This window comes from Sutcliffiella sp. NPDC057660 (genome assembly GCF_042800035.1).
Lineage (GTDB): Bacteria > Bacillota > Bacilli > Bacillales > Bacillaceae_I > Sutcliffiella_A.
The window spans coordinates 190,712-212,347 of the sequence record NZ_JBHVHV010000009.1; the positions used below are offsets into that span (position 1 = coordinate 190,712).

The following is a 21,636-nucleotide window of genomic DNA, read 5'->3' on the forward strand; positions in this document are numbered from 1 at the left end:
CAATTCTCCTTAAATTTTTGTTCCAACGTATTTTTCGAACTTTTTAATCGTCTCCTCATTACGGCGATAATACGTCCATTGTCCGATTCGCTTTATTTCAACAAGTCCGCTTTGCAGCAGAATCGATAAATACTGTGAAGTAGTGGATTGCGAAATCCCCGCCTTGCTTCGGATATCCCCTACGCAAACCCCGCCTTTAAATCCTTCATCAGCAATAATATGGGCTTGCGGTGAAAAATGACTGTCGGGATCTTTTAACATCTGAAGAATGCTCACCCTCGTCTGGTTCGACAATGCCTTAAAAATTTCAACGGCTTGTTCATCATTTAAGCGTTCCAATTCCTGCTTCAATGTCATTTTCCTCTTTCTATATCTATTATCACTATCCCAATGGAGGCTAGATAGATGATCTGAAAGCATCATGCCAAATCGGTAATTCTCGATATAATTATATTAGCCATCTAGTCCTTCTAAATCAAATTATTTGTTCGAAGGAGATGCGGCGAAAAGCTCCCATCATAAAATAGACCACTAAAAACACTGCAAATAACAAGTTTTTTCGACTGTTCCGCCACTCCACCTTTGAACTTATTCCATTATTTTCAGCTTATACACTTCTCTATTTGATACAAGGTCTGCAATATTGTTCCTGTATTCCTGATAATGAGCCGACTGAATATGGTATTCCAGCGCTTCCTCATCCTTCCACACTTCATATAAAACAAAAGTTTGGTCTTCAGATTGGTGCAAGTCATACTTTATACAACCTGCCTCTTCCCTTGATGCCGCTTGTACCTTTTTGAGTTCTGATACTAGTTGCCCCTGCAGGCTTTCTTTTGGTTTTAATACAGCAGTAATTACAATATGCTCCATTTTCATCCCTCTATATAATGAGTAGTTTGTCTTTCTTTTATAAAGATTTTAAGGTGGTAGTGGAGTTTATGTCCCTCCCGTTTCCTTGGTACAGGTGAAGGTCTGACCAACATACGGCGGTGGAGGTGACTGCTCTCATGATGTCCTCCTCGATTTGAATGGAATGTTAGATGTATCGTCCGTAATCTGGGATTGCGACGCTTTCGAAATCCTGTACGAGGTTTGTTAATCCGGTAGCCAATTCTTCGCCTTCCATTGGGGTGCCATGTCCCGTTATAGCCACCCTCGGCTTTAAAGCTGCCAGTTTCTTTACCGATTCCCAAGCCGCTTGCCAATCGGTGGTGAAGTAACGTGGTGGCCCGCATACCTCCGTTTTTTGAACTAGCACCTTATATAGGGAGTCCTGTCTCACGGTGACAAAGGCATCGCCGGCGATCAGTGTCCGGTCCTCCTCCCGAAACAAGGAAATATGGCCAGGTGAGTGGCCGGGAGTATGAATCCAACGCCAGCCGTTCATGCCTGGAACACTTCCGTCAGCAGGGAGCGAGTGTACATGGCCTCCCAGGTTCGTTGCTTCATTCGGGAAGTACGAAGACACTTTTGCGACCAGGCCACCCTCCACTGATGGGTCGGGTTCGGGATAAGGGCTTTTCCCTGTTAAAAAAGGGAGCTCGAGCTCATGGGCATACACCGGAATATCCCAATGCCTGACGAGATCCACAGAGGCTCCCACATGATCAAAATGCCCGTGTGTCAGAATAATCGCTTTTGGGCGGCTATCCGGACCAAATCTCTCTTCCACCACAGAAACAATTTCCTCGGCCGACTTCGGCATCCCCGTATCAATCAGCACCCACCCATCCTTTTGCTCGGGGTTGCCGTAAAGACAAATATTCACCACCTGATTGGTGTAATAAAACAGGTCCATTGCCACCTCTTCTCCAGTATGAGCTGAGAGGGATGTGACAGGGATAAATTTATTGTCCTTGCTGTACTTCATTTCGTTTTCCAATTGTGAACACCTCTGTTCATTCGGTCTGTATAGTACGTTGGATAGTATTTGTTAAGCGGGAGGAAGATAAACATCTTTTAGAAAGGGAAAAACCCCGACGAACCTTTTGATGAGGGTTCTCGGGGTTTGATGAAATATACGGTATTTACTTCTCTAAGTAGTGTAGAATTGGTATTCTTAATAGAATTCATGGGTTCCAAAATCAAAAGCAAAGAGAGGTCAGCATGAAATGGAAAACGTATCAAATGAAGTAAAACTAGAATCAATTTCAGCCTTCCAATCAGCCATCCGCAAATCCGAAAACGCCTTAGCTAGTATGATGCAACAAGGGGCGAACACTAGCTTATTAACTAAACGACTCAAGGCTCTCCAAATCGGCTTAGCCTTGCTGGGAACCGCTTGGAACCAAATACCTCATCATTACACCGGTGACGAAATAGCAAAAGCTCGCAAGGTATTGACCGGTTTATTCCCATCCCTTCAAAACAGTTATGACAAAGCAAAACCGGGTAGCCCTCAAAAGACGCTTTTAGAAAGAAGAATCAAAGCGATGGAGCTGGCTGTTGAAGCAATGGATCATCTTGATAGTAGATAACCCTGCCTCAAATGGGGCAAGGGACCTTAACATTTAAATGGTCATTTTCCAACTTGACAGTGCTAACCAATTTTCCTGCTCTTTATAATCGGGCGATATTTTTCCGACAAGTCTCCAGAAGGAACGATCGTGGTTGAGATGAATCATATGGCACATTTCGTGTACTACTACATAATCGATTACTTTAATCGGGGCCATCGCCAGCTTCCAATTAAATGTTAACTGTAATTGGGAATCGCAGGTCCCCCATGTAGTTTTACTATCAGAAATACGGATAGAACGTGGTTTTACTTTAAAATTACTTTGATAGGATTTTACACTCTTCTCCACTAGGGCTTTGCATTGCTTATAATAGAATCGCTTTAAAGCTTGTTTTATGTTTTCGTCATCAACCTGTTTCACATATACATTTACATGTTTTGCGTCAAACACGACATGATCTTGCTCGATGGTGGAATCGTGATAAATCTTTACAGGATATGTGTCTCCCAAATAAAGGATCTTCTCATCTTGACTGTAGATTTTCTCCTGCGACCCAAGCAGTCTATCCTTCATTTCCTTTGATTTTTGTTGAATCAGTTCCCACCTTTTCTCCAGCAATTGAATCACTTTTTCATCCGGTGTACCTTTAGGAGCCTGGACTTCAACATTTCCATAGACGTCCATATGAATTGCAATTGATGTGCGATTTTTGTATTTTATCTCAAAATGGATGGTTTCTCCTGAATATGTATGTATCATTTTATCACCTTAAATCATGTATTTTTCCAATTAATTATATTTAATTTGTCTATAAAAAGTAGTGGAGATTACCTCCTTGCTCCAAAGCCCTAATCCAAAAAGGAAGCCAGTCTTCACGCCCGTTTTTGGAGTGATTGACTGGCTCTTTTAGCTATTTATTATTTACTCATCACTCTATTTCAAAACTATCAAGCAATGCCCTCACTTCATCAGTTGATTTCGTGTTCATCAATTGATTTCTTAGTTCACCAGCACCACGGAAACCTTTAACATAGATTTTGAAAAAGCGGTGAAGCCCTGAGATGGAACGTGGCACTTCTTCCGCATATTTATCTTGGAGATCAAGCTGCAGTCTTAGGAGATCCAGGTATTCTTTACTGCTATGCTCTTTTGGCTCTTTTTCAAAGGCAAAAGGATTTTTGAAGATGCCTCGCCCGATCATGACGCCATCAATGCCATATTTTTCAGCAAGCTGCAGGCCGACTTGACGGTCGGGAATGTCTCCGTTGATGGTCAGCAGCGTATTTGGTGCGATGCGGTCGCGAAGTTTTTTGATTTCAGGAATGAGCTCCCAATGCGCATCCACTTGGCTCATTTCCTTTCTTGTACGTAAATGGATGGAAAGGTTCGCAATATCCTGTTTTAAAATATGCCCTAGCCACTCCTCCCACTCATCTATCTCGCTAAAGCCAAGTCGTGTTTTTACGCTGACAGGCAGACCGCCCGCTTTAGCTGCTTGAATAAGTTCTGCCGCAACGTCTGGACGAAGGATAAGGCCACTGCCTTTCCCTCTTGTTGCCACATTCGGTACAGGGCAGCCCATATTGATATCGATGCCTTTGAATCCCAGCTCCGCCATTCCAATGCTCATCTGACGGAAATATTCGGGATTATCCCCCCAAATATGTGCCACAATCGGCTGTTCATCTTCTGTAAAAGTCAAACGGCCGCGCACACTTTTCATGCCCTCTGGATGACAATAGCTATCCGAGTTTGTAAACTCTGTGAAAAATACATCCGGACGACCGGCTTCACTTACTACGTGACGAAACACTACATCTGTCACATCTTCCATTGGTGCAAGAACAAAAAATGGCCGTGGTAGGTCACGCCAAAAATTTTCTTTCATTTCAAACTCAAATCCTCTCTATCGATACAACTTCTAACTCTCGCTCAAAAATATTCTTTTACACTTATATCATGCTTCACCACTTATTATCAACATAACTACATTTATAATTTGTGCAGATCGACAATGTTTATTTTAACGAAATTTGGTGCTGAATGGTATTTTTATAACCAATAAATCAGATGGTATTTTATTCATTCAATTTTGATAAAAATAAAAAAAACCTGCAATCGTTAATTTCTTAACTTTTACAGGAATCTATATACGAGTAGTGGCCAGCTACTTTCACGCCCTCCTCAACCTAAAATAATACATCCAACTCCTTGCAATGAATGTCCCGAACATCATGATACAAAAGAAAAACATAATCGTATTCATATTAAGTATCGTCCACCCTTCCTCACTGCGTAGCATATAGCTGATATTCATGCTGATAATAAAGAGATACAAAAGGACCATTGGCAGGAAAAGCATGGTATAGGAAAAAGCCACTTTCCTGGCATGTTTGAGCTTATGGGTTTTGTCGCTGTACATGTTTGGTGCTGTTTCGCCTTCTTCGTATGGCTTGCTCCAGATGGTCCATTTTTGCAGGGCGGATCCTGAGCAGTATTCGTCATTCCAGCCTGCTTGTCTATGAATCTCGAAATAGCTGTCTTTGGAGAGGTTTTGATAATCTGCACTGAATTTGATCCGTTGTGGTTCGCCCTTTAGGAAGTAAAAGGTCGTGCCGAGTTTGTGTACGCGGTGGAGGCGATTTCCTTCTGCTGCCATTTGTTCAAGCCATCCCTCGAGCTTATCCGGGGAATACATCCATCCGAACTTGTAGCGCTTGAAGAGGACGCCTTCTCGTTTTAGCTGTCTTTCTTCAGATTTCGTCAACACTTTCTTTTCCAGTGTAGGATGGCCTGTAAAGGTTGCCTGGCTCTCCGTCGATAGGGCTTTACTTGTCGTCTTTATTTTCCAGACCGAATAGACCATGAAGATATAGAAGACTGTTGCCAATGCCGCGACGAGATAGGTGATGATCCAGAATGGGCTCTCCACCACTTCCACTAGACCGGCCGAGAAAAAGACTGTGGAGAATATGGCCACATTCATCAGCGTCGTACATGTAAAGTAGATGAGTAGGGCGATGAAGGTGTACATGATATAGTTGTTGCGCTTGATGATACCATCGCGATTGGTGGAAGTGGTCACTTCGGCCTGTGGCCTTTCGTTTGCAATCACATACCACTTGCCGCTTTGGGTGACTTTTTCCCAAGCCTCTTTGCGCAATGTTTGGGAAAGGGTTGCGGTCTGAATTTTATCATAACCGATCCTGTAGGTGACTTCCTTCGCTTCTCCCTTTGTAAAAGTGAAACCTCGCTTAAAACGGTGCAGTTCTTTGAGATGATAGCCTGCCTTTGCCTGCTCGGAAAGCCATTGCTCCGTCTTCTGCACATCGTAGCTCCATAATGGTTTGATGTGAGTTTTCATAAAAATCCCCCCTCGTACTTCAATGCATTTCCGTGAAGCTCCTTCAGCCGCTCGATTTCTGCGGTAATCAATGCTTTACCGGTATCGGTGATCTCATACACCGTCTTTCTCTCTGCATCCGCAAACACCGTGATGACTCCATCCTTCTGCATTTTAGTCAGCGTTCCGTAGATCGTGCCCGAGCCCAAGCGGATTCGGCCATTGGAGATCTCCTCTACATGTTTGATGATCCCATAGCCATGCCGCGGCTCCGTCAATGACAGCAATATGTAGAACGCAGTTTCTGTCATTGGTATGTATTTTTTTATCACTTTAGTCAGTTCCAATCCTGTCACCTCTTCTTTTCCGATACATCGCGGTGAGATATGTCATGATACGACTATATCACGTTGCGACATAATGATGCAACATGTTTTTGAATCATCCTCTTGTCCCCTATCTTTTCTAGCAAAACAAAAATATAAAAACTCCTCAAATATCCAATCCTTCTATACTATCTAGCATATCCTGTACTAAAGGAGGGTTTCACCTAATGAAAATCATAGTCTTAGATCCAGGACATGGAGGACAAGACCCTGGTGCTGTTTACCAGACACTCAGGGAAAAAGACGTGAACTTAGATATTGCTAAAAGAGTAAGAACCTATTTGGAAAATATATATGATGTGAAAATTGCGATGACAAAAGAAGAGGATACGACAGTCACCCTCGAGGCGCGAACCAGTCTTGCGAATTCCCTAAAAGCAGATTATTTCTGCTCCATTCACCACAATGCAGGTGGGGGGACAGGCTTTGAAAGCTATCGCTATAATGACTCAAAATCAAGTATTGAACGCACCTTTCAGGAGATTGTACATGGAGAAATTATCAATGTGGTTACAGGAAAATACAACCTGAGAGACCGGGGAATCAAGACAGCTAATTTCCATGTACTAAGGGAAACAACCATGCCAGCCGTTCTTCTGGAGATTTTATTTCTAGACACTGCCGCAGACAGAGCGCTCATCCAACAAGAGAGCTTCAAGGCGGATGTCTCCAAAGCAATCGGTGAAGGACTTGCAACAGCATTAGCCCTGCCAAGTAAGGTAACCACAAACTTGTATAAAGTCATTGCCGGATCCTTTAAAGATCGCAAGAATGCCGAAGCAAGGGTTCTCTATCTGAAGGAAAAGGGAGTTACCACCATCATTTCCACCACCACCTTAAATGGCGCACCATATTTCCGCGTGCAGGCTGGGGCGTTTAAAGAGCGCGTTAATGCCGAAAAGCTTGTTGAAACAATAAAGAAACTCGGTGTAGAGGCATTTATTCTTGTGGAAGAAACCAAGCCTGCCACTCCCACACCACCACCAGCTCCGGCACCAACACCGACACCAACCCCACCACCGGCTCCGGCACCAACCGGATTGTCCATTCAAGGAAACGCTGCGATGAAAGCAGAAGAGCTTGATGCTTTTCTAAAAACCATTAATCAAAACGCACCACTACTCGGCAAATACTACATCGAGCTTGGAGCAGCTTACAACATCCGCGGAGACGTTGCATACGCCCAAGCCATCCATGAGACCAATTACTTCCGTTTTACAGGCGACGTAAAGGCGGACCAAAACAATTACGCAGGCATCGGTGCTACAGGAGGGAAAGTAAGGGGAGCTGTCTTTGCAACTCCTGAGGAAGGTGTGCTGGCACATATTCAGCATCTCTTTGCCTATGCAAGCAAGGACCCTCTAACAGCAACTTACCCTAAAGTAGATCCTCGCTTTGACCTCGTCACAAGAGGCATCGCCCCAGGCTGGCTGGACTTGAATGGACGCTGGGCAGTGCCTGGCAACCAATATGGTCAGCTTATCCTGAAAATCTACAGCAAAATGCTTGAAGCGGCCATTACAAGGAAGCAAGCAGAAATTGAAGAGATGCGTGATATGTTAGGCACTGTCAGTAAAATTTGAAACAAAGGGACAGTTCTCCGCTTCGAAGCAGAGAACCGTCCCCTTATTTTTTATCCCCGTTGCTTAACAGGAATCCAAATTTCGGTTTTCACAGACTGTGATGTTAGGTCTTTGGTTTTGATGGATAGGATTTCGGGTCCTTCCGCTATCTGATAAGTGGAGGATGGAAACCATTCTGCATATATCCTGCCCCAAGTCGCCTGCAGCGTACTTGGAAAAGGTCCCGTTGAATCAAATATCGCCCAGGTCAAGGCAGGCACTTCAAGTTTTGAAAAGCCTACAGGGCATTCTTGTGTTGTTGCTACTCCTATATACTGGTCAAGCTCTCCCTTTTCTTCCATGCGTCCTTCAGAAAAGTTTGTAGATGCTTGAATCATCCCTTGCGGCTTTACATCAGAGATTTTTTTCAATCTATCTATGTCGTCCATACTCAAAGATTTCCACATTGCAGTTATTTCCGGATTTTCTCCTTCAAATATGATTGGGACCCTTTTCATGATACCAACTATGTTAAATGCTTCTTTTTGCTCAATTCTGTAATTCATTTCATCTCCCCCTCTAATCGATAATTGAAAGGTCATAGATGGATATGTCTTTAACAGCTGTCCATTGTTTCTTGCTTCTGATGGGGTGACACCATGCAGATTGTAAAAAGCCCTGGTGAACGAATCGGGCGAGCTGTAGCCATATTTTATCGCCACATCGATTATTCTCATCCTACTATTGGTTAACTCAAATGCTGCCAAACTAATTCGTCTACGGCGGATGTATTCTGATAATGTAATACCAGCAAGAAAAGAAAACATTCTCTTAAAGTGATATTCAGAACAATGAGCGATTCTTGCCACCTCTTTGAAGTCTATTTCGTCCGTAAGATTATTCTCAATATATCTCATGGCATCATTCATGCTTTTTAACAAATCCATTATATGACCTCCTTTCATCAATAGAATAACAGGGGTTGAAGGTAGCCTTCCGACTTTATGTGCACGAATTTGTCGGATGCAGTGGAAGAAACTCTTATTGTTAGTAGCGCATTTGGTGCGATACGCTCATGTGATTTTTTGATTTCCGGAATTAGTTCCCAATTTGCATCTACTTGGCACGTTTGTTTTACGTCCTGCATCCTGACGCTTTTCCTTAATAAAAATCACGCCAATCAAACCAAAAATAGAGAAGATTACTGGAGTGAGGAAACCGTAGTAGTATCCATCACCTATACTACCTGAAGTTGACTGAAAATGATCCAATATATATCCAATAATGCTTGGCAGCAATACTGCACTTAGAAATCCACCCGTATTCGCAAACCCAGTAACAATGCCCGTTTCTGTTATAGGAAAAGTTTGACGAACGACTGCAAAGGTTAAGGAATTTGATCCAAATCCAAAGCCAATGATAAAGAAAAGGATAACTAGAAAGTAAAATGGTGGATGTTCAATAAATAAAAGAAAGGTAGACCAACACAATAAAACCATGATATGAAAAACAATATATGGCCTTTTAATCGTTTCTAAATAACTTGAAATCCAGCCAATCAGAGGTGCCCCAATAAGCGCTCCAAGAAGACTAATCATAATAAGCTGACTTGCAACTAAGCGCGTCATTCCATACACATCCATTATATATGGCACTGCCCAAGAACCGATAAATCCTATATACCCTCCGACAATTCCGAAGTGACAAAAGAATAATGCCCATGCCTGCCTATTCGAAAGTATTCTTCGCAGTAAAACCGATGTTTTTTCACGATGTGTTTTTTTTGCTACAAAGAGCGATTGCTTTGATTTTTTTACGAGTACAAAATAAAGGAAAATACTTAGTAAACATAAGAGTACTCCAGCTGAAAGAAATGCCCCCCTCCAACCAAGTAAAACAATCAATGCGGAGAATGGAACAGTTGCCAAAAGGAAACCCAGGCTTCCTGTCATTCCTGCAATGCCAATTAATCGAGTAAATTCCTTTTGGTTAAACCATTGGCTTAAAATCAACACCATATTTACCCATATAGCCGCATCCCCTATTCCCGTTAGGATTCTAGCAAAAAACAGGACAAATTCCTGTGTACCAAGACTATAAATGATTGTACCTATACCTGTAAGAGCGGCACCTATAATGAGAAGAAAATTAGGCCCATAACGATCAGCCAAAACACCCATTGGAATTTGCAAACCAGTGTATACAAAAAATTGGATACTTGTCACTAATCCAACCGTTGCCGCTGTTACACTAAAATCAACCATCAATTGGTCTGTAATTAACCCCGGAGCAGTTCGCTGGCTCGACATTATTAAATATGTAAACAATACAGAAGTAAATATAACCCATCTAAATTCACTATTTTGTTTGTCCAATGATATCTACTCCTGTGAGCTTTTACCCTATATATATGGGTTTCCCGTATCGAATAGTTTTAAAAAGAACCAAAGGGACGGTTCTCTGCTTCCAAGAAGCACAGAACCGTCCACTTGTTTATCACCCAAGAAACAACAGCTGCTGCTCTCCGTGCTGAAATCAATAATATGGATATGGATAAGGTGGATAAGGTGGATAGTAGTATGGATACGGATATGGTCTTGGAGTCAATAATGCTCCTGCAGCCAATCCTGTTACAAACGGAAGACCAAAACCAAAACCAAAGCCTGGACGGCCAAATCCTAGACCCGGACGGACACCAAACCCTGGACGACCAAATCCTGAACCAAATCCCCCAAAACCAAAGCCTGGACGGCCTATTCTTCTCTCCTGACGAAAATCTTGATAATTTATATTCACTTTTCGATGCACCCCTTCAAGTTTCTCCTTATCATCCTATTCAATGGATATACGTCTATAAACTTGTACCCAGTAAGATGTGCGTTTGCCTACTAAATAAGTAGTCGATGAAGGTTAAATGAAAAAGCATCGGGGACTCTTTCCGATGCTTTTTAAAAGAAAAAAAGGCAGGTGATTACTTATCGGTTACCTGCCTTTCTCCTATTTTCTTTCGAGATTACAAGCAATAAGCAACAGTAAGATCAAGGCATAAACAGTTTCCATTGCCCTTCGGATACAACTTCGACCACTCCATCGATCACTTTGATGGCGGTTTGATCATCCATTGCATACGCCGGCCCCTGCATCCCGGCTGCCCATCTCTCTGCAGCAGCCATCGTGTTATGCGGCAGCATCTCGTGATCCAGATGCGGGAACATTGCAAAATCGACCAGACCCAGCGTTTTATCAACACCGTTTGGTGGATTCCAGCCAACGAAGAATTCCCCGATGTTAGGTGCCATCACCATGCTCCCAGCACTCATTCCCACATAGACTGAACGCAGCGACGGCAAGAGATCTGCCAGTCCGGACTGCCGCATCCAGTGGGACAGGTAGAGAGCGTCACCGCCCGCCACCAGTAGTACATCCGTCTCCCGTACCAGCGGCACCCAGCGTTCTTCGTCGATGCTGGGCAGCGCTGTGAGCTCCAGCACGCCGACGGACTTCCAGCCCAGGTCGACCATGGGATTCTCGGAATTTCCACTGATGAACTCCCAGGCATTGACGCCGGGTCCGACCCAGGGGTGTCCGTACAACGCAGTGGGTATGCAGAGTGCGCTAGACTCGGCAATCGGTTTGTCTAGCATACTAACCAACGAATCATGTATGCTTTTGTTATTGACGCCTGCAGATGTAAGCAGAAGTTTCATAACCTTCAACTCCTCGATTAATTATTAATAGCTAACAGTGTTTCCACTCACTCAAATACTTGACGCAACTCTATCTGACCTTCCCCATAACCTTGCGGGTCAGGCATCCGCATGGCCCACTCGATGGCTTCTTCCTTAGATTTCACATCAATCAGTATGAAGCCGGCAATCAATTCGTTCGTGTTTGTAAATGGCCCTTCCGTAACCACTGGTTGTCCCCCTTGTTCCGGAAACGAAAGGCGAATCCCGTTTGAACTTGGATGAAGACCTTTCGCCATAACCCGTACGCCCGCCTTCACTAATTCCTGATTGTACTTCGTCATGGCTTCCATGAGCTCTGGATTCGGGAGGTTGTTACCTTCCGAATTCTTTGAGGCTTTGACAATCAACATGAATAGCATCATTTGTTCCTCCTTTTTTTAGTAGATTATCAGAAGATCTCTTTCACATGCGCTTGAGCGAAATAGACAACTATTCCCGCACCTTTGGCCAAGAACCTTGCTGTTTGCGAATTAATACAATTTGTCCAGTATGATATACGTTGTGTAAAATTTGACGAGCCAGACGCCCGGCAAGTTCCTCATCCAACTGGCTGTCTTTGACTAGTGCCAGTGATCTACGCAAACTTTCACAAATTTGGCGCGTGTCTGCCATGACGGCATTCCACTTTTCAGAATCTGCCGGGTCGCCGACATCTCCAAATGTATTCTCTGCCAAGATCTCCTTCCATATAGAATCTACTGATTCCCCGATATCTCCAAATGTCGCCTTATTTTCGGACGCATTTTTTCCAGTGGTGGTGTCATTAATCTGTCTAACAAGCAGGGTGTTGTAATAGTTCAGATGTTTCACAGTTTGCCAAATCGTATTCCCTCCACCAGGGGGTTGCCAGCTTGCATCTGTGGAATTCAACCCCTTAAGAGCCGATTCTAATGGAGCAAACCAGGTCTCCCTATCCCAACAAAAGTCATATTCCATGCGAAAAACATCCATCAGTTTCAGGTTCATTTGCTTTCACTCCCCACCTTCAGCTTTGGGACGATTCCTGATGTTCCCACTTAATCACTAGTTATTGGCATTCGACAACACGTGCAATAATTCCTGTTAAGGTGAATCAAAAAATAATGAGGACCTTTCCAACTAGTTCAGAAAGGTCCTGTTTATAATTTAGAGAGTTCCATTTATAACATCGTGTGCATATTTTGAGATTGCTCCTCGATCTGCAACCGGCAAAAAATACAGTAAGTCATTTTCCCTCACCAAACGATTTTCCACATAAAAAACCCCACAAACAAGTTTTTCTAAATGTTTGTAGGGAATGGATTCAAAGTATTAGGTAAGGTTAAATTCGTTCAATCCTCGCCACTGCCTCACAGTGTGTGGACTGTAATTGACAACACAATGGATGTTGGTGGGTTTATCAACATTTTTAAGACTTTTTCTCTCAGAAAACACATCTGTTTAACTAACGCCACCGTTACTTTAATAAGATCTTTAAATGACTAGGTACCATCTCCATTTTTTAATTTCATTTTGATGTTCCTTCTTTGTGTTATCAATAGTAAAAAAGAAAGGTTTGCCTGTGAATTAATTAAGTTAATGATAAAGGATTTAAATTATATGGTGGATCTATAATTAAAACTTCAAAGTTATTCTTTTTATAATCAACAAAAGAATCTTCATTAATTAATTGTTTATTTTCAAACCTATCGGATTTATTAATATTAAAAAGGATGCGGGGGTTAGTTAATACTTCTAAGTTATCAGTTAGTTCTTTATTTTGAGAGTAACTCCTTAACGTGCTCATTAATGTACCGGAACCTACAGTCGGATCAAAAATATTAAAAGTATTTTTATTGTAAATATTTTGAAAAACTAAAGACATAATAGACATAAAACTATAGGAAATCTTTTCTTCTATCGTCATATTTAATCCAAGGTATTCTTGACGTGCTGCGAAACCTATAGGGCTATTTAAGATTCCTAATATACGTTCTTGATGGAATATTTCAACTTCAAGATTAGTTAAATTTTTTAGAGTTTCTCTTTGATTAACCGTTATTGCTTGATTAGTTATAAATACAATTCCCTTTGCTTTATTTCGTTTAACACCAATCAAATCACCTGAAAATTTATTCCTTATAACCGAAAAAATTTTTTGTCCACGGGGAAAATAACACGCAGCTATCCATTTAATTCCTTCTTTTTCGCAGATTAAATCTTTTTTTCCATCACGACCACCCAAAGGTTGGGAAGGATCAATTTTTTTATAATCACTAACAGACAGAATATATCCCCCAAGACGCTCTGAAGCAGGTTTTCCTTCTGTCCACTCGATTAATCGATATCGTGTTTCTTCACCATACTTTTTCCTGCCAGCGTACATTTTTAGCCCCCCTCCCAGAAAACTTATTATTATCAAAATAATTAAGATTCTTAATATTTTACCATAAACCCAAAAAGTCTTGTTGAACTAAAATGCCCGTGAGTTTTATAAGAAAAGTCCTCAGTAATGACAGCTTTGATCTTCTGTTAAAGCTCCCGTTACTTCCTTAAGGGGAGCTATTACAATGTTGTTTATTGAGAGCTTATGCTATCTTTTTTGTATGAAGAAATACTATTAATAATAGAAAAATATGGATATAAAATTTATAGCACCTATAATTAATTAGAAATTATATAAAATAGGAACCCTATTGTATTTTCTTAGAGTTCACATAAATAGCCAGTATTTAATTAAATTGTGAAATAATTAATTTACTGATATCTTCTGTAGAATATTTGTTTCTATTGTTGAGTTTTAAGAAACTATTAACGTATGTTCTAAGCAAGTTTTTCAGATAATCAAATGCAAATGGAGCTTGAATATCAGTAAACTCGAAGTTAGAAAAATCTTTATAATTAAATACAATAATTTCATCTTTAAATTTTTCGAGATTAGGAGGGAATTTATTAAATCTTTGGTAATGTGTATTAGCTTTATGAAATTCATTTGGTGACGAGACAATGTAATGAATTAAATTATATATACCAATTTCTTTGGTAACGTTGTCAATAGGCACAGTTAATATAGTAGAATTAAACTTATTTGCAATAATTACCAAAATAGAGCCATATATTAAAGTTTTTCTATAGTTAAAGCTAGTAATTTCAATAGCTAATTCATTAATTATTTCGTCTATAATTTGAAAAAAATCTAAGTTAGGTTCTTCTTCTTCTATATCATTAAATAAATAATAAATATAATTAGGAAGTTCATTAAAATCTATAAATTTGTAACTCATTAATATTCCTCCTAAATTAACTTATTGTAGGGCTTTTCATAATATAGGGTCATACCACAAGTAGGAGCCTTTTTGAGAAAACTAATGATATTTTTATCACAACAAAGACAAGGTTCAAGATATGTAAATAAGTCAACATAAAAATTTGTTATATTATTTGAAAGAACAAAATCTAAAATATTCTCCAATATCATAGATTCCGTGTCATTGAATCGGTCTTTACTTGCTGGTGTTTCAATACTTCTAAATACATCAACTTTAACATAGCTGAATATTAAAGGAGGTACTTTAACAACCATATTGTTATGAATATCTTGTATAGAAGTTATATCGTAACTATTACTTTGTGCTCGGTTAATAAATAATTGAAAACTAGCTTTTCTTTGAGGTGTATTTATATATGAATGTGAATAAAAATATTTTAATTGCTGTGCATTTTTATTGTCTTTGTATTGAAGCAATGCAACAGCAAAATTTCCTATATTTAGTCTACGATAAAAAGGATTGGATGTACCAATGAAATTCTTGCTTTTAAAATCATCAATTATTGAAAACCATTGATCAAGTTGCCTTTTTAACAGCCTTCCATTGAAACTATTTTTATATTGTTGTCTTTCGCAAGCATTAGTCATTTTTTATCTCCTAATAAAAGTATATTGAAATGTAAATGTTTAATAACTATATTGTTTATTTTATGAATAGATTTATATTGTTCTCAGCCTAGTTAAACGACTCGGATTTATGACTAACAATGGGGGAGGCTAAAACAAGAGTTTTATCAATGCATTTATAAGCAAAAAGCAAACTACCTGATTTGAATAAGCCTGACATTCCAATTTTTTATCCCTTATTTACCCCTGATGCTGTCAGCTGTAGTATCTACATACCGGAATTAAAATTTAATTAAATGCATATTGCTTTACCGTATTTTCCCCTTTTTCTTAAATCTTTTAAAAGTTGATTATATGAAATAGCTTTATTTTTACAAAAAAATCCCCGTGTTTTATTTAGTTTTGTCTTTAAAACTACTTAAATATCAATTATCTTTCCATTTTCCATTAACCATCTTTCTTGAAAGGCCCTTCTTGTTGCCCAACCTACATCTTTTATATACCACCCCTTGGAAGATGCTCCCACAAGAGCACCAATTAATGGGATAGCTTGTAATGCCTTACGCTTTGATATATTTATTCCTAGTTGTTTTGCAAGATTTTTAACTGCAAAAATCGCAGCTACTTTTCCAAATGGTTGTTGAACTGCTTTTTCATCCATTCTTTTCCAGGTTTGTTTTACAATTGTATTTTAAATTGATTTTAAGGCTAAAATAGCTGTTTTTTCTTCTTCACTATTGGCACCTGATGCAGCTAAAATTCCTAAAACAAATTTCTTATCTTCCCCAGTTTTACAATCGTAACCATAGCATAAACCAATTTTATGTATTGTCCTTAATGCGAAAGTTATAATTGTTGGTACATCTACTAGGGTTCCTGGTAAACCAAAAAAGCCTGCGACACCTCCCTCTGTAGTAGCCAACCCTATTGCCCAATTATGTACTTCATCCGCTAATTGATCAGAAAGTTCCAAGTCTTTTTACATCAATTCCTCAATTTTTAAAACTTCCCCATCCCTAAGTATGTCTTTTGTATCAGCAAAAAATCTCCTCACCTCATTGGCCCCATCTAGTAATCCTTGAATAGCCTTCTCCGGTACAACTTTTTCTACAACCCACGAGACTGGTTTTAAAACAACTCCAAACGCTTGATTTAATACGCTAGGTTCTTCTTTTTTCCATTTGTTAATAAGCTCAAGTTGGTCCTCTTCATAAATAGTAATTGGATTTTCGTTAAAAGTAGTATCCATCCCTCTAGCCCCCATTAATGTTAATTACTACCATTATAACATTTTCGTTGTCCTTCACTACTTTATTCCTAGTATTTTGCACCTTCTATTTAACCGAATCAGTTCAAGGTAATTTAAAACTTATGAAACTTCCCGAGTAATCTACACTATAAATCGACGAAATAGCTATCTATTTTAAAAATACGTCGAAAAGTTCAAAATTTCGGATTATAATTGGTTTACTATGGAATAATCCATTCGGAGGGGAGAATATTAGAAAATTAGAAAAAGAACTATACGAGTAATTGCGGATACAATTAATCCTGCTCTTGTAGAGTTTTTAATGAATTCTGCTTTGACGATACTTATGGCCAAGGTTTTCCCTCACACTGGGTTTATGCGGATAATAAAATTAGAAAAATTGTAAGTCAAAAACGACTTGTAGACTTTATTAATTACCGTTTAAATGATGGATATTATTTTGAAATTCAGTCGAATAAATATGAAACTCAATATCAAATAATTGAATTATTGATATCTTGAAATATTTGGACTTAAGATTATTCGTAACGGCAGTCATTTTATGCTTAGTGATCTTACTGAATCGAGAATTATTGTAAATGAAGCATATTTAGAAATACTTTCCAGGGCTTTATGAGACAGCAGATTGATAAATGTGAAATGCCGAAGGTTAATGGTACTAATAGGAGGGGAAATATTTGTACGACTTTACTAATTTAAGTGATGTGGAATTTGAAAAACTTAGTGCAGATATACTAAGCAGGAAATTAGGGGTAAAATTACGATACTTTTCTCCAGGAAGGGATGGTGGAATTGATTTAACAGATGATGTAGCACACAAAAACATTGTAGTACAAGTGAAACATTATGCTAAAAGTAGTTTTAACAGTTTATTAACTTCTTTAAAGAAAGAAGTAGATAAAGTTAATGAATTGAAGCCAACTCAATATTACGTCTGTGTCTCTCAACAACTTACTGCGACGAATATAAACGAAATTTATGAGTTGTTTAAGGGATATATGAAAGACACTTTTAACATAATTACTAGGGACATTTTGGTAGAATTTTTAGAAGAAGAAAGTAACCAGGATATACTTAGAAAAAACTTTAAATTATGGTTACTAGCCGATAAATTATTAAAGGACATCTTTAATAATAAGGTATTTATTGATAGTGAAGTATTATTAGAAGATATTGACGAAGACTTTAAATATTTTGTTCAAACTAAAGTTTTTAATGAAGCTTTAGAAATTTTGAAAAAATCTAGATTATTAATGGTTCAGGGTTCACCAGGGGTAGGAAAATCGATTAATTCAAAAATGTTGGCTGCTGCATTTGTCAAAGAGGATTACATTATTAGATACACTACGGATGGACAAGTTAGCAATATTAAAAGTGTCATATCCCAAAATCCTGATGTAAAGGAGGTTATATTATTAGATGATTGTCTAGGACAGCATTACTTTAGTTTAAAAGAAGGACAAGATTTAGAATTGATATCTTTAATAAAGTATATCAAACAATATGAAAATAAAGTTCTTATTTTAAATACTAGAGTTACAATTTTTAATGAGGCAAAAAGATCGCGACTTCAATTTAGACGTTATTTAGACAAAGGCAAGTTACCTATTAAGACTATTGATATAGATGGAATTTCTCTTGAAGAAAAGGCAGAGATTTTTTATAACCATCTATCAAAAAATAGAATACCTAAAGTTTATTTTGACGAATTGCGGAAAGATAAAAAGTATAGAAAAATAATTGAGCATAGAAACTATAACCCACGGATAATTGAATTTGTGACTGAAGAGTATAGATATAGTAATGTTAGTCCTTCAGACTATTATAACTATATTATAAATCACTTAAATAATCCAATGGACGTATGGGCGGATGAATTTGAACAAAAATTAGAAGAAATAGATAGAATATTTATGTATACCCTTTTTTCTTTGACAGATACGTATACGGATATAAATGCTTTAGAGGATTGTTTTATTTATAGATTAAGTCACGAAGGTCGTGCACAAAGTACAGTAAATCTATTTGATGAAGTAAAATCCAGATTGACTAAATCTTTAATCAGGATTATGGATGTTAATGGTTCAAGAAAAATCGGGGTTCTAAATCCTTCTATAAACGACTATATGAACAGTTATCTCCATTTAAATAAAATTGGGCTAAATGCAATTAAGGAATCTATATTATATATTGAACAACTTGAGAAAGTTTTTGAAAAAGAAGAAGCAGAAGAAATATTGATTAGTAAATTGATATCAGGAGAATTTATAAAATTAAAAAGTTTTGGTAATAAAAAATTTGAATACTTTTTTTATGGTATATCTAAATATAATATTCTAACTGATAGTTATAAACCATTTATAAAAAGTTGCATTCATAAAATAGATGAAAGTTTAAGTTTTTTTGGTGAAAAACTCGAGAAAAAGGATCTTTTAGTTAAATTCCTAGAAGAACCAGCGTTATATAACTTTTATGAGATTGAGCAGAATTTAATGAACGAGGAGTTTAAGGATGATTTCTTAAGTAATTTAGATTATAAAGGAATATTTGAAGTTTTATCAGTAATAAAAAATAAAGAATTGTCACTTCCCGGATTAACCGAACAATTGGAGTCGGATTTTTTTGATTCATTGGATGTTTACTTAAGTGATGAAATAGAGATTTATGACTATATAGAAGATATTGATGGTTTCGAAGTTTTTTATGATTTAATGCCGCCAGAGGAGCATTCTAAAGAATTCGATGAAGAAATACAAAAACTTCGTTCTAGTGTTACAAACCTCATTGCAGAGGAATTAAGAAGTCAGTTAAATAAAAAGATAGATTTTGAGGCTATTAAGTCTGAAGTAGAACAAATACTTGAAATAACTATTTCTGAAGATAAAATATATGATGCAGTTGAAAGACACCTTTATCAAGAAAATGAACCGGACTTCGATGATTATCCAGATGATTATGATAATAGAGGGTATGAACCCGGAGATGTAGATCCAGCTGATATAATATTTGAAAGAGATTATCCAGAAGTAGAATAATGGCGATAATATTGTGTTCTTAATCATTAGGTATGTATTAACTTAAAAATATTCAGTTTTTATTTTTTAATTAGCTTAGTTAACTAGTTGAAAACCAAGGACACCTGCTTTGTCAATTTGGCACTTATTTTGGGAGGACAATAGGTTTTATATGGATATATTTAATGATCAGGATATTCAGATTAGAAGTTGTTTATATTACCTTATATAAAATAAAACTAAACCACCCTGGCTTGTGTATGGGTGGTTTTATTGGTGAACACACCAGTGGATTTCTAATATATTTTATCCTTATCTGTTTAAAATTTATGCTCCTTCATTCTCTTCAACATTAAGATTGAATAGTATGAAGGTGAAAATTACACCTTCGATTTGGGAAGCAGACTCAAGGAGTTTATTACCTTAACAGAACTAACTCCTCAAGTTCTTCATTCACTTGTTGAAAGAATAACTTGCAATAGTCAAGGCGATATTCAGATTCATTACAATTTCGTAAATCCTTATCAGGATTCTTAAAGGCAACTTCCGAAAGAGTTAGTTGCCTTCTTTTAAAATGAGTTGCGATACACACTCGACGTGTGTTGTATGTGGGAACATGTCAACCGGCTGTACCTCAACTGTCTTATATCCCCCATCCTCAAGCACTCGCAGATCACGCGCAAGTGTCGCAGGATTACAGGATACATAAACAACTCGCTTCGGTTTCATTTCGATAATTGTCTGTAATAATGCTTCATCACAGCCTTTTCTTGGCGGATCGACCACTAGGACGTCGGCTGTGTTTCCTTCTTTGTACCATTTCGGGATGACGACTTCCGCTTCGCCGACTGCAAATTCTGCGTTATTGATTTCGTTGAGTTCTGCGTTGCGCTTGGCGTCTTCGATGGCTTCGGGGACGATTTCTACGCCGAAGACTTTTCGAGCTTTTTGGGCAAGGAACAAGGAAATGGTTCCGATGCCACAGTAGGCGTCGATGACACTTTCTTCGCCTGTCAGTCCTGCATATTCCAGTGCCTTGTCATACAGGACCTTCGTTTGTTCCGGGTTGACCTGGTAGAAGGATCTTGCGGAAATGGCGAATTTGATGTCGCCGATAAAGTCGTAGATGTACTCGTTGTCCCATAGGACGCGTGTTTCATCGCCAAAGATAACGTTGGTTTTCTTCGGATTCACATTTTGCACAACGGATTTCACTTCCGGCAATGCCGCGGCGATCTCTTCGACGATGGCTTTTCGGTTTGGGATGTCCGGGGTGCGGGTGATCAGCACGACCATCACTTCCCCAGTGACAAGGCCATAGCGCGCCATCACGTGTCTTAGTGTTCCTTTGTGTGTCTTTTCATTGTAAGCCCGGACGCCATGCTTTTCACAGATTTCACGGACGGTTTGCACGACCGTATCGTTGATTTCCTGCTGGATGAGGCATTCCTTCATGTCGATGATCTCGTGGCTGCGCTGCTGATAGAAGCCTGCAATCAGGCCGCCTTCGCGTTCACCGATCGGGACCTGGGCTTTGTTGCGGTAGCGCCAAGGGTTGTGGTCCATACCGAGTACGGGGTGGACCGGAATATCCTTTAAGTGTCCGATGCGCTCGAGGACGTCCTGGACCTGCTTTCTTTTGGCAATAAGCTGACCCTCATAGCTAAGATGCTGAAGCTGACAGCCTCCGCATTGCTTGTAGATCGGGCAAGGGGCATCCACACGGTGCGGACTTGGCTTTTTGATTTCCTCCAAGCGACCGAATGCATAGCCTTTCTTGACCTTGATGACTTTTATCTTTACTTCCTCATCCGGGAGTGCATTCTGGATAAAAATCGGAAAGCCGTCTATTTTCGCTACTCCTGCACCATCATGGGTCAAATCCTGGACGGTGACATCGTAGAATTCATTTTTTTGTACAGGTAAGTCTGTCATAGTTTATTCTCTTCCTTCACGTTAACATGCTTTTCCGATTGTACCATATGAAGGGAGGCGGG

The 21,636-nt window shown here is 38.9% G+C and carries 20 protein-coding genes and 2 pseudogenes; 3 read left to right on the plus strand and 19 right to left on the minus strand.

Translation table 11 applies throughout. The features are described 5' to 3' along the window. Nucleotides 1-9: 9 nt before the first annotated feature. The 3 genes from ACFVAD_RS12345 to ACFVAD_RS12355 form a co-directional block, all read right to left on the minus strand. Nucleotides 10-261, minus strand: coding sequence for an ArsR/SmtB family transcription factor (locus ACFVAD_RS12345; RefSeq protein ID WP_386640317.1), 252 nt, complete (start codon nt 259-261; stop codon nt 10-12). A 327-nt stretch (nt 262-588) separates the two neighbouring features. Further along, nucleotides 589-873, minus strand: coding sequence for a putative quinol monooxygenase (locus ACFVAD_RS12350; RefSeq protein WP_386640180.1), 285 nt, complete (start codon nt 871-873; stop codon nt 589-591). A gap of 166 nt (nt 874-1,039) precedes the next feature. Further along, entirely contained in the window at nt 1,040-1,885 is an 846-nt protein-coding gene (locus ACFVAD_RS12355; RefSeq protein ID WP_386640183.1) for an MBL fold metallo-hydrolase, read from the minus strand. Between the two features lie 229 nt (nt 1,886-2,114). On the opposite strand from ACFVAD_RS12355, the gene ACFVAD_RS12360 reads away from it, so the two are divergent. Further along, nucleotides 2,115-2,480: a hypothetical protein gene (locus tag ACFVAD_RS12360; RefSeq protein WP_386640186.1), complete on the plus strand. Its 366-nt coding sequence runs from the start codon at nt 2,115-2,117 to the stop codon at nt 2,478-2,480. Nucleotides 2,481-2,513: 33 nt separating this feature from the next. Here ACFVAD_RS12360 and ACFVAD_RS12365 read toward each other — a convergent pair whose 3' ends face one another. The 4 genes from ACFVAD_RS12365 to ACFVAD_RS12380 all read right to left on the minus strand — a co-directional run bounded on the left by ACFVAD_RS12365 (nt 2,514) and on the right by ACFVAD_RS12380 (nt 6,152). Further along, nucleotides 2,514-3,221, minus strand: coding sequence for a M48 family metallopeptidase (locus ACFVAD_RS12365; RefSeq protein ID WP_386640189.1), 708 nt, complete (start codon nt 3,219-3,221; stop codon nt 2,514-2,516). A gap of 169 nt (nt 3,222-3,390) precedes the next feature. Beyond that, a complete protein-coding gene (locus ACFVAD_RS12370) occupies nt 3,391-4,350 on the minus strand; it encodes a tRNA dihydrouridine synthase (protein ID WP_386640192.1) in 960 nt (319 codons plus the stop codon). Between the two features lie 285 nt (nt 4,351-4,635). Continuing rightward, the gene (locus ACFVAD_RS12375; protein ID WP_386640195.1) at nt 4,636-5,826 is read right to left on the minus strand and encodes a DUF2812 domain-containing protein; all 1,191 of its coding nucleotides are present in this window, start codon (nt 5,824-5,826) and stop codon (nt 4,636-4,638) included. Then, on the minus strand, nt 5,823-6,152 hold the full coding sequence (locus ACFVAD_RS12380; protein ID WP_386640198.1) for a PadR family transcriptional regulator: 330 nt from the start codon (nt 6,150-6,152) through the stop codon (nt 5,823-5,825). The genes ACFVAD_RS12375 and ACFVAD_RS12380 overlap by 4 nt, the downstream gene beginning before the upstream one ends. Before the next feature lie 206 nt (nt 6,153-6,358). Here ACFVAD_RS12380 and ACFVAD_RS12385 point away from each other — a divergent pair, with 206 nt between their 5' ends. Further along, nucleotides 6,359-7,774, plus strand: coding sequence for an N-acetylmuramoyl-L-alanine amidase (locus ACFVAD_RS12385; RefSeq protein WP_386640200.1), 1,416 nt, complete (start codon nt 6,359-6,361; stop codon nt 7,772-7,774). A 50-nt stretch (nt 7,775-7,824) separates the two neighbouring features. Here ACFVAD_RS12385 and ACFVAD_RS12390 read toward each other — a convergent pair whose 3' ends face one another. The 11 genes and pseudogenes from ACFVAD_RS12390 to ACFVAD_RS12440 form a co-directional block, all read right to left on the minus strand. Continuing rightward, a complete protein-coding gene (locus ACFVAD_RS12390) occupies nt 7,825-8,700 on the minus strand; it encodes an AraC family transcriptional regulator (protein WP_386640202.1) in 876 nt (291 codons plus the stop codon). 195 nt (nt 8,701-8,895) lie between these two features. Beyond that, a pseudogene (locus tag ACFVAD_RS12395) lies at nt 8,896-10,128 on the minus strand (MFS transporter); the annotation flags it as partial. Between the two features lie 160 nt (nt 10,129-10,288). Beyond that, nucleotides 10,289-10,543: a spore coat protein gene (locus tag ACFVAD_RS12400; RefSeq protein WP_386640320.1), complete on the minus strand. Its 255-nt coding sequence runs from the start codon at nt 10,541-10,543 to the stop codon at nt 10,289-10,291. Nucleotides 10,544-10,791: 248 nt separating this feature from the next. Continuing rightward, a complete protein-coding gene (locus ACFVAD_RS12405; RefSeq protein WP_386640205.1) occupies nt 10,792-11,460 on the minus strand; it encodes a Type 1 glutamine amidotransferase-like domain-containing protein in 669 nt (222 codons plus the stop codon). 47 nt (nt 11,461-11,507) lie between these two features. Continuing rightward, nucleotides 11,508-11,861, minus strand: coding sequence for a YciI family protein (locus ACFVAD_RS12410; RefSeq protein ID WP_386640323.1), 354 nt, complete (start codon nt 11,859-11,861; stop codon nt 11,508-11,510). 70 nt (nt 11,862-11,931) lie between these two features. Further along, entirely contained in the window at nt 11,932-12,468 is a 537-nt protein-coding gene (locus ACFVAD_RS12415; RefSeq protein WP_386640208.1) for a DinB family protein, read from the minus strand. Between the two features lie 583 nt (nt 12,469-13,051). Next, nucleotides 13,052-13,846: a hypothetical protein gene (locus ACFVAD_RS12420; protein WP_386640211.1), complete on the minus strand. Its 795-nt coding sequence runs from the start codon at nt 13,844-13,846 to the stop codon at nt 13,052-13,054. 346 nt (nt 13,847-14,192) lie between these two features. After that, complete coding sequence (locus ACFVAD_RS12425) at nt 14,193-14,744, minus strand: hypothetical protein (RefSeq protein WP_386640214.1); 552 nt, start codon at nt 14,742-14,744, stop codon at nt 14,193-14,195. 11 nt (nt 14,745-14,755) lie between these two features. Then, nucleotides 14,756-15,376 carry a deaminase domain-containing protein gene (locus ACFVAD_RS12430; RefSeq protein ID WP_386640217.1) on the minus strand — a complete coding sequence of 207 codons (621 nt, stop codon included), beginning with the start codon at nt 15,374-15,376 and terminating at the stop codon, nt 14,756-14,758. A gap of 397 nt (nt 15,377-15,773) precedes the next feature. Continuing rightward, a pseudogene (locus ACFVAD_RS12435) lies at nt 15,774-16,328 on the minus strand (EcsC family protein). Nucleotides 16,329-16,334: 6 nt separating this feature from the next. Then, nucleotides 16,335-16,604 carry a hypothetical protein gene (locus tag ACFVAD_RS12440; RefSeq protein WP_386640220.1) on the minus strand — a complete coding sequence of 90 codons (270 nt, stop codon included), beginning with the start codon at nt 16,602-16,604 and terminating at the stop codon, nt 16,335-16,337. Nucleotides 16,605-17,302: 698 nt separating this feature from the next. Between ACFVAD_RS12440 and ACFVAD_RS12445 the strand changes: the two genes are divergently transcribed. Then, nucleotides 17,303-19,660: an nSTAND3 domain-containing NTPase gene (locus ACFVAD_RS12445; RefSeq protein ID WP_386640223.1), complete on the plus strand. Its 2,358-nt coding sequence runs from the start codon at nt 17,303-17,305 to the stop codon at nt 19,658-19,660. Nucleotides 19,661-20,194: 534 nt separating this feature from the next. Here the strand turns inward: ACFVAD_RS12445 and rlmD are convergent. Continuing rightward, nucleotides 20,195-21,574, minus strand: coding sequence for a 23S rRNA (uracil(1939)-C(5))-methyltransferase RlmD (gene rlmD / locus ACFVAD_RS12450; RefSeq protein ID WP_386640227.1), 1,380 nt, complete (start codon nt 21,572-21,574; stop codon nt 20,195-20,197). Between the last annotated feature and the right edge of the window lie 62 nt (nt 21,575-21,636).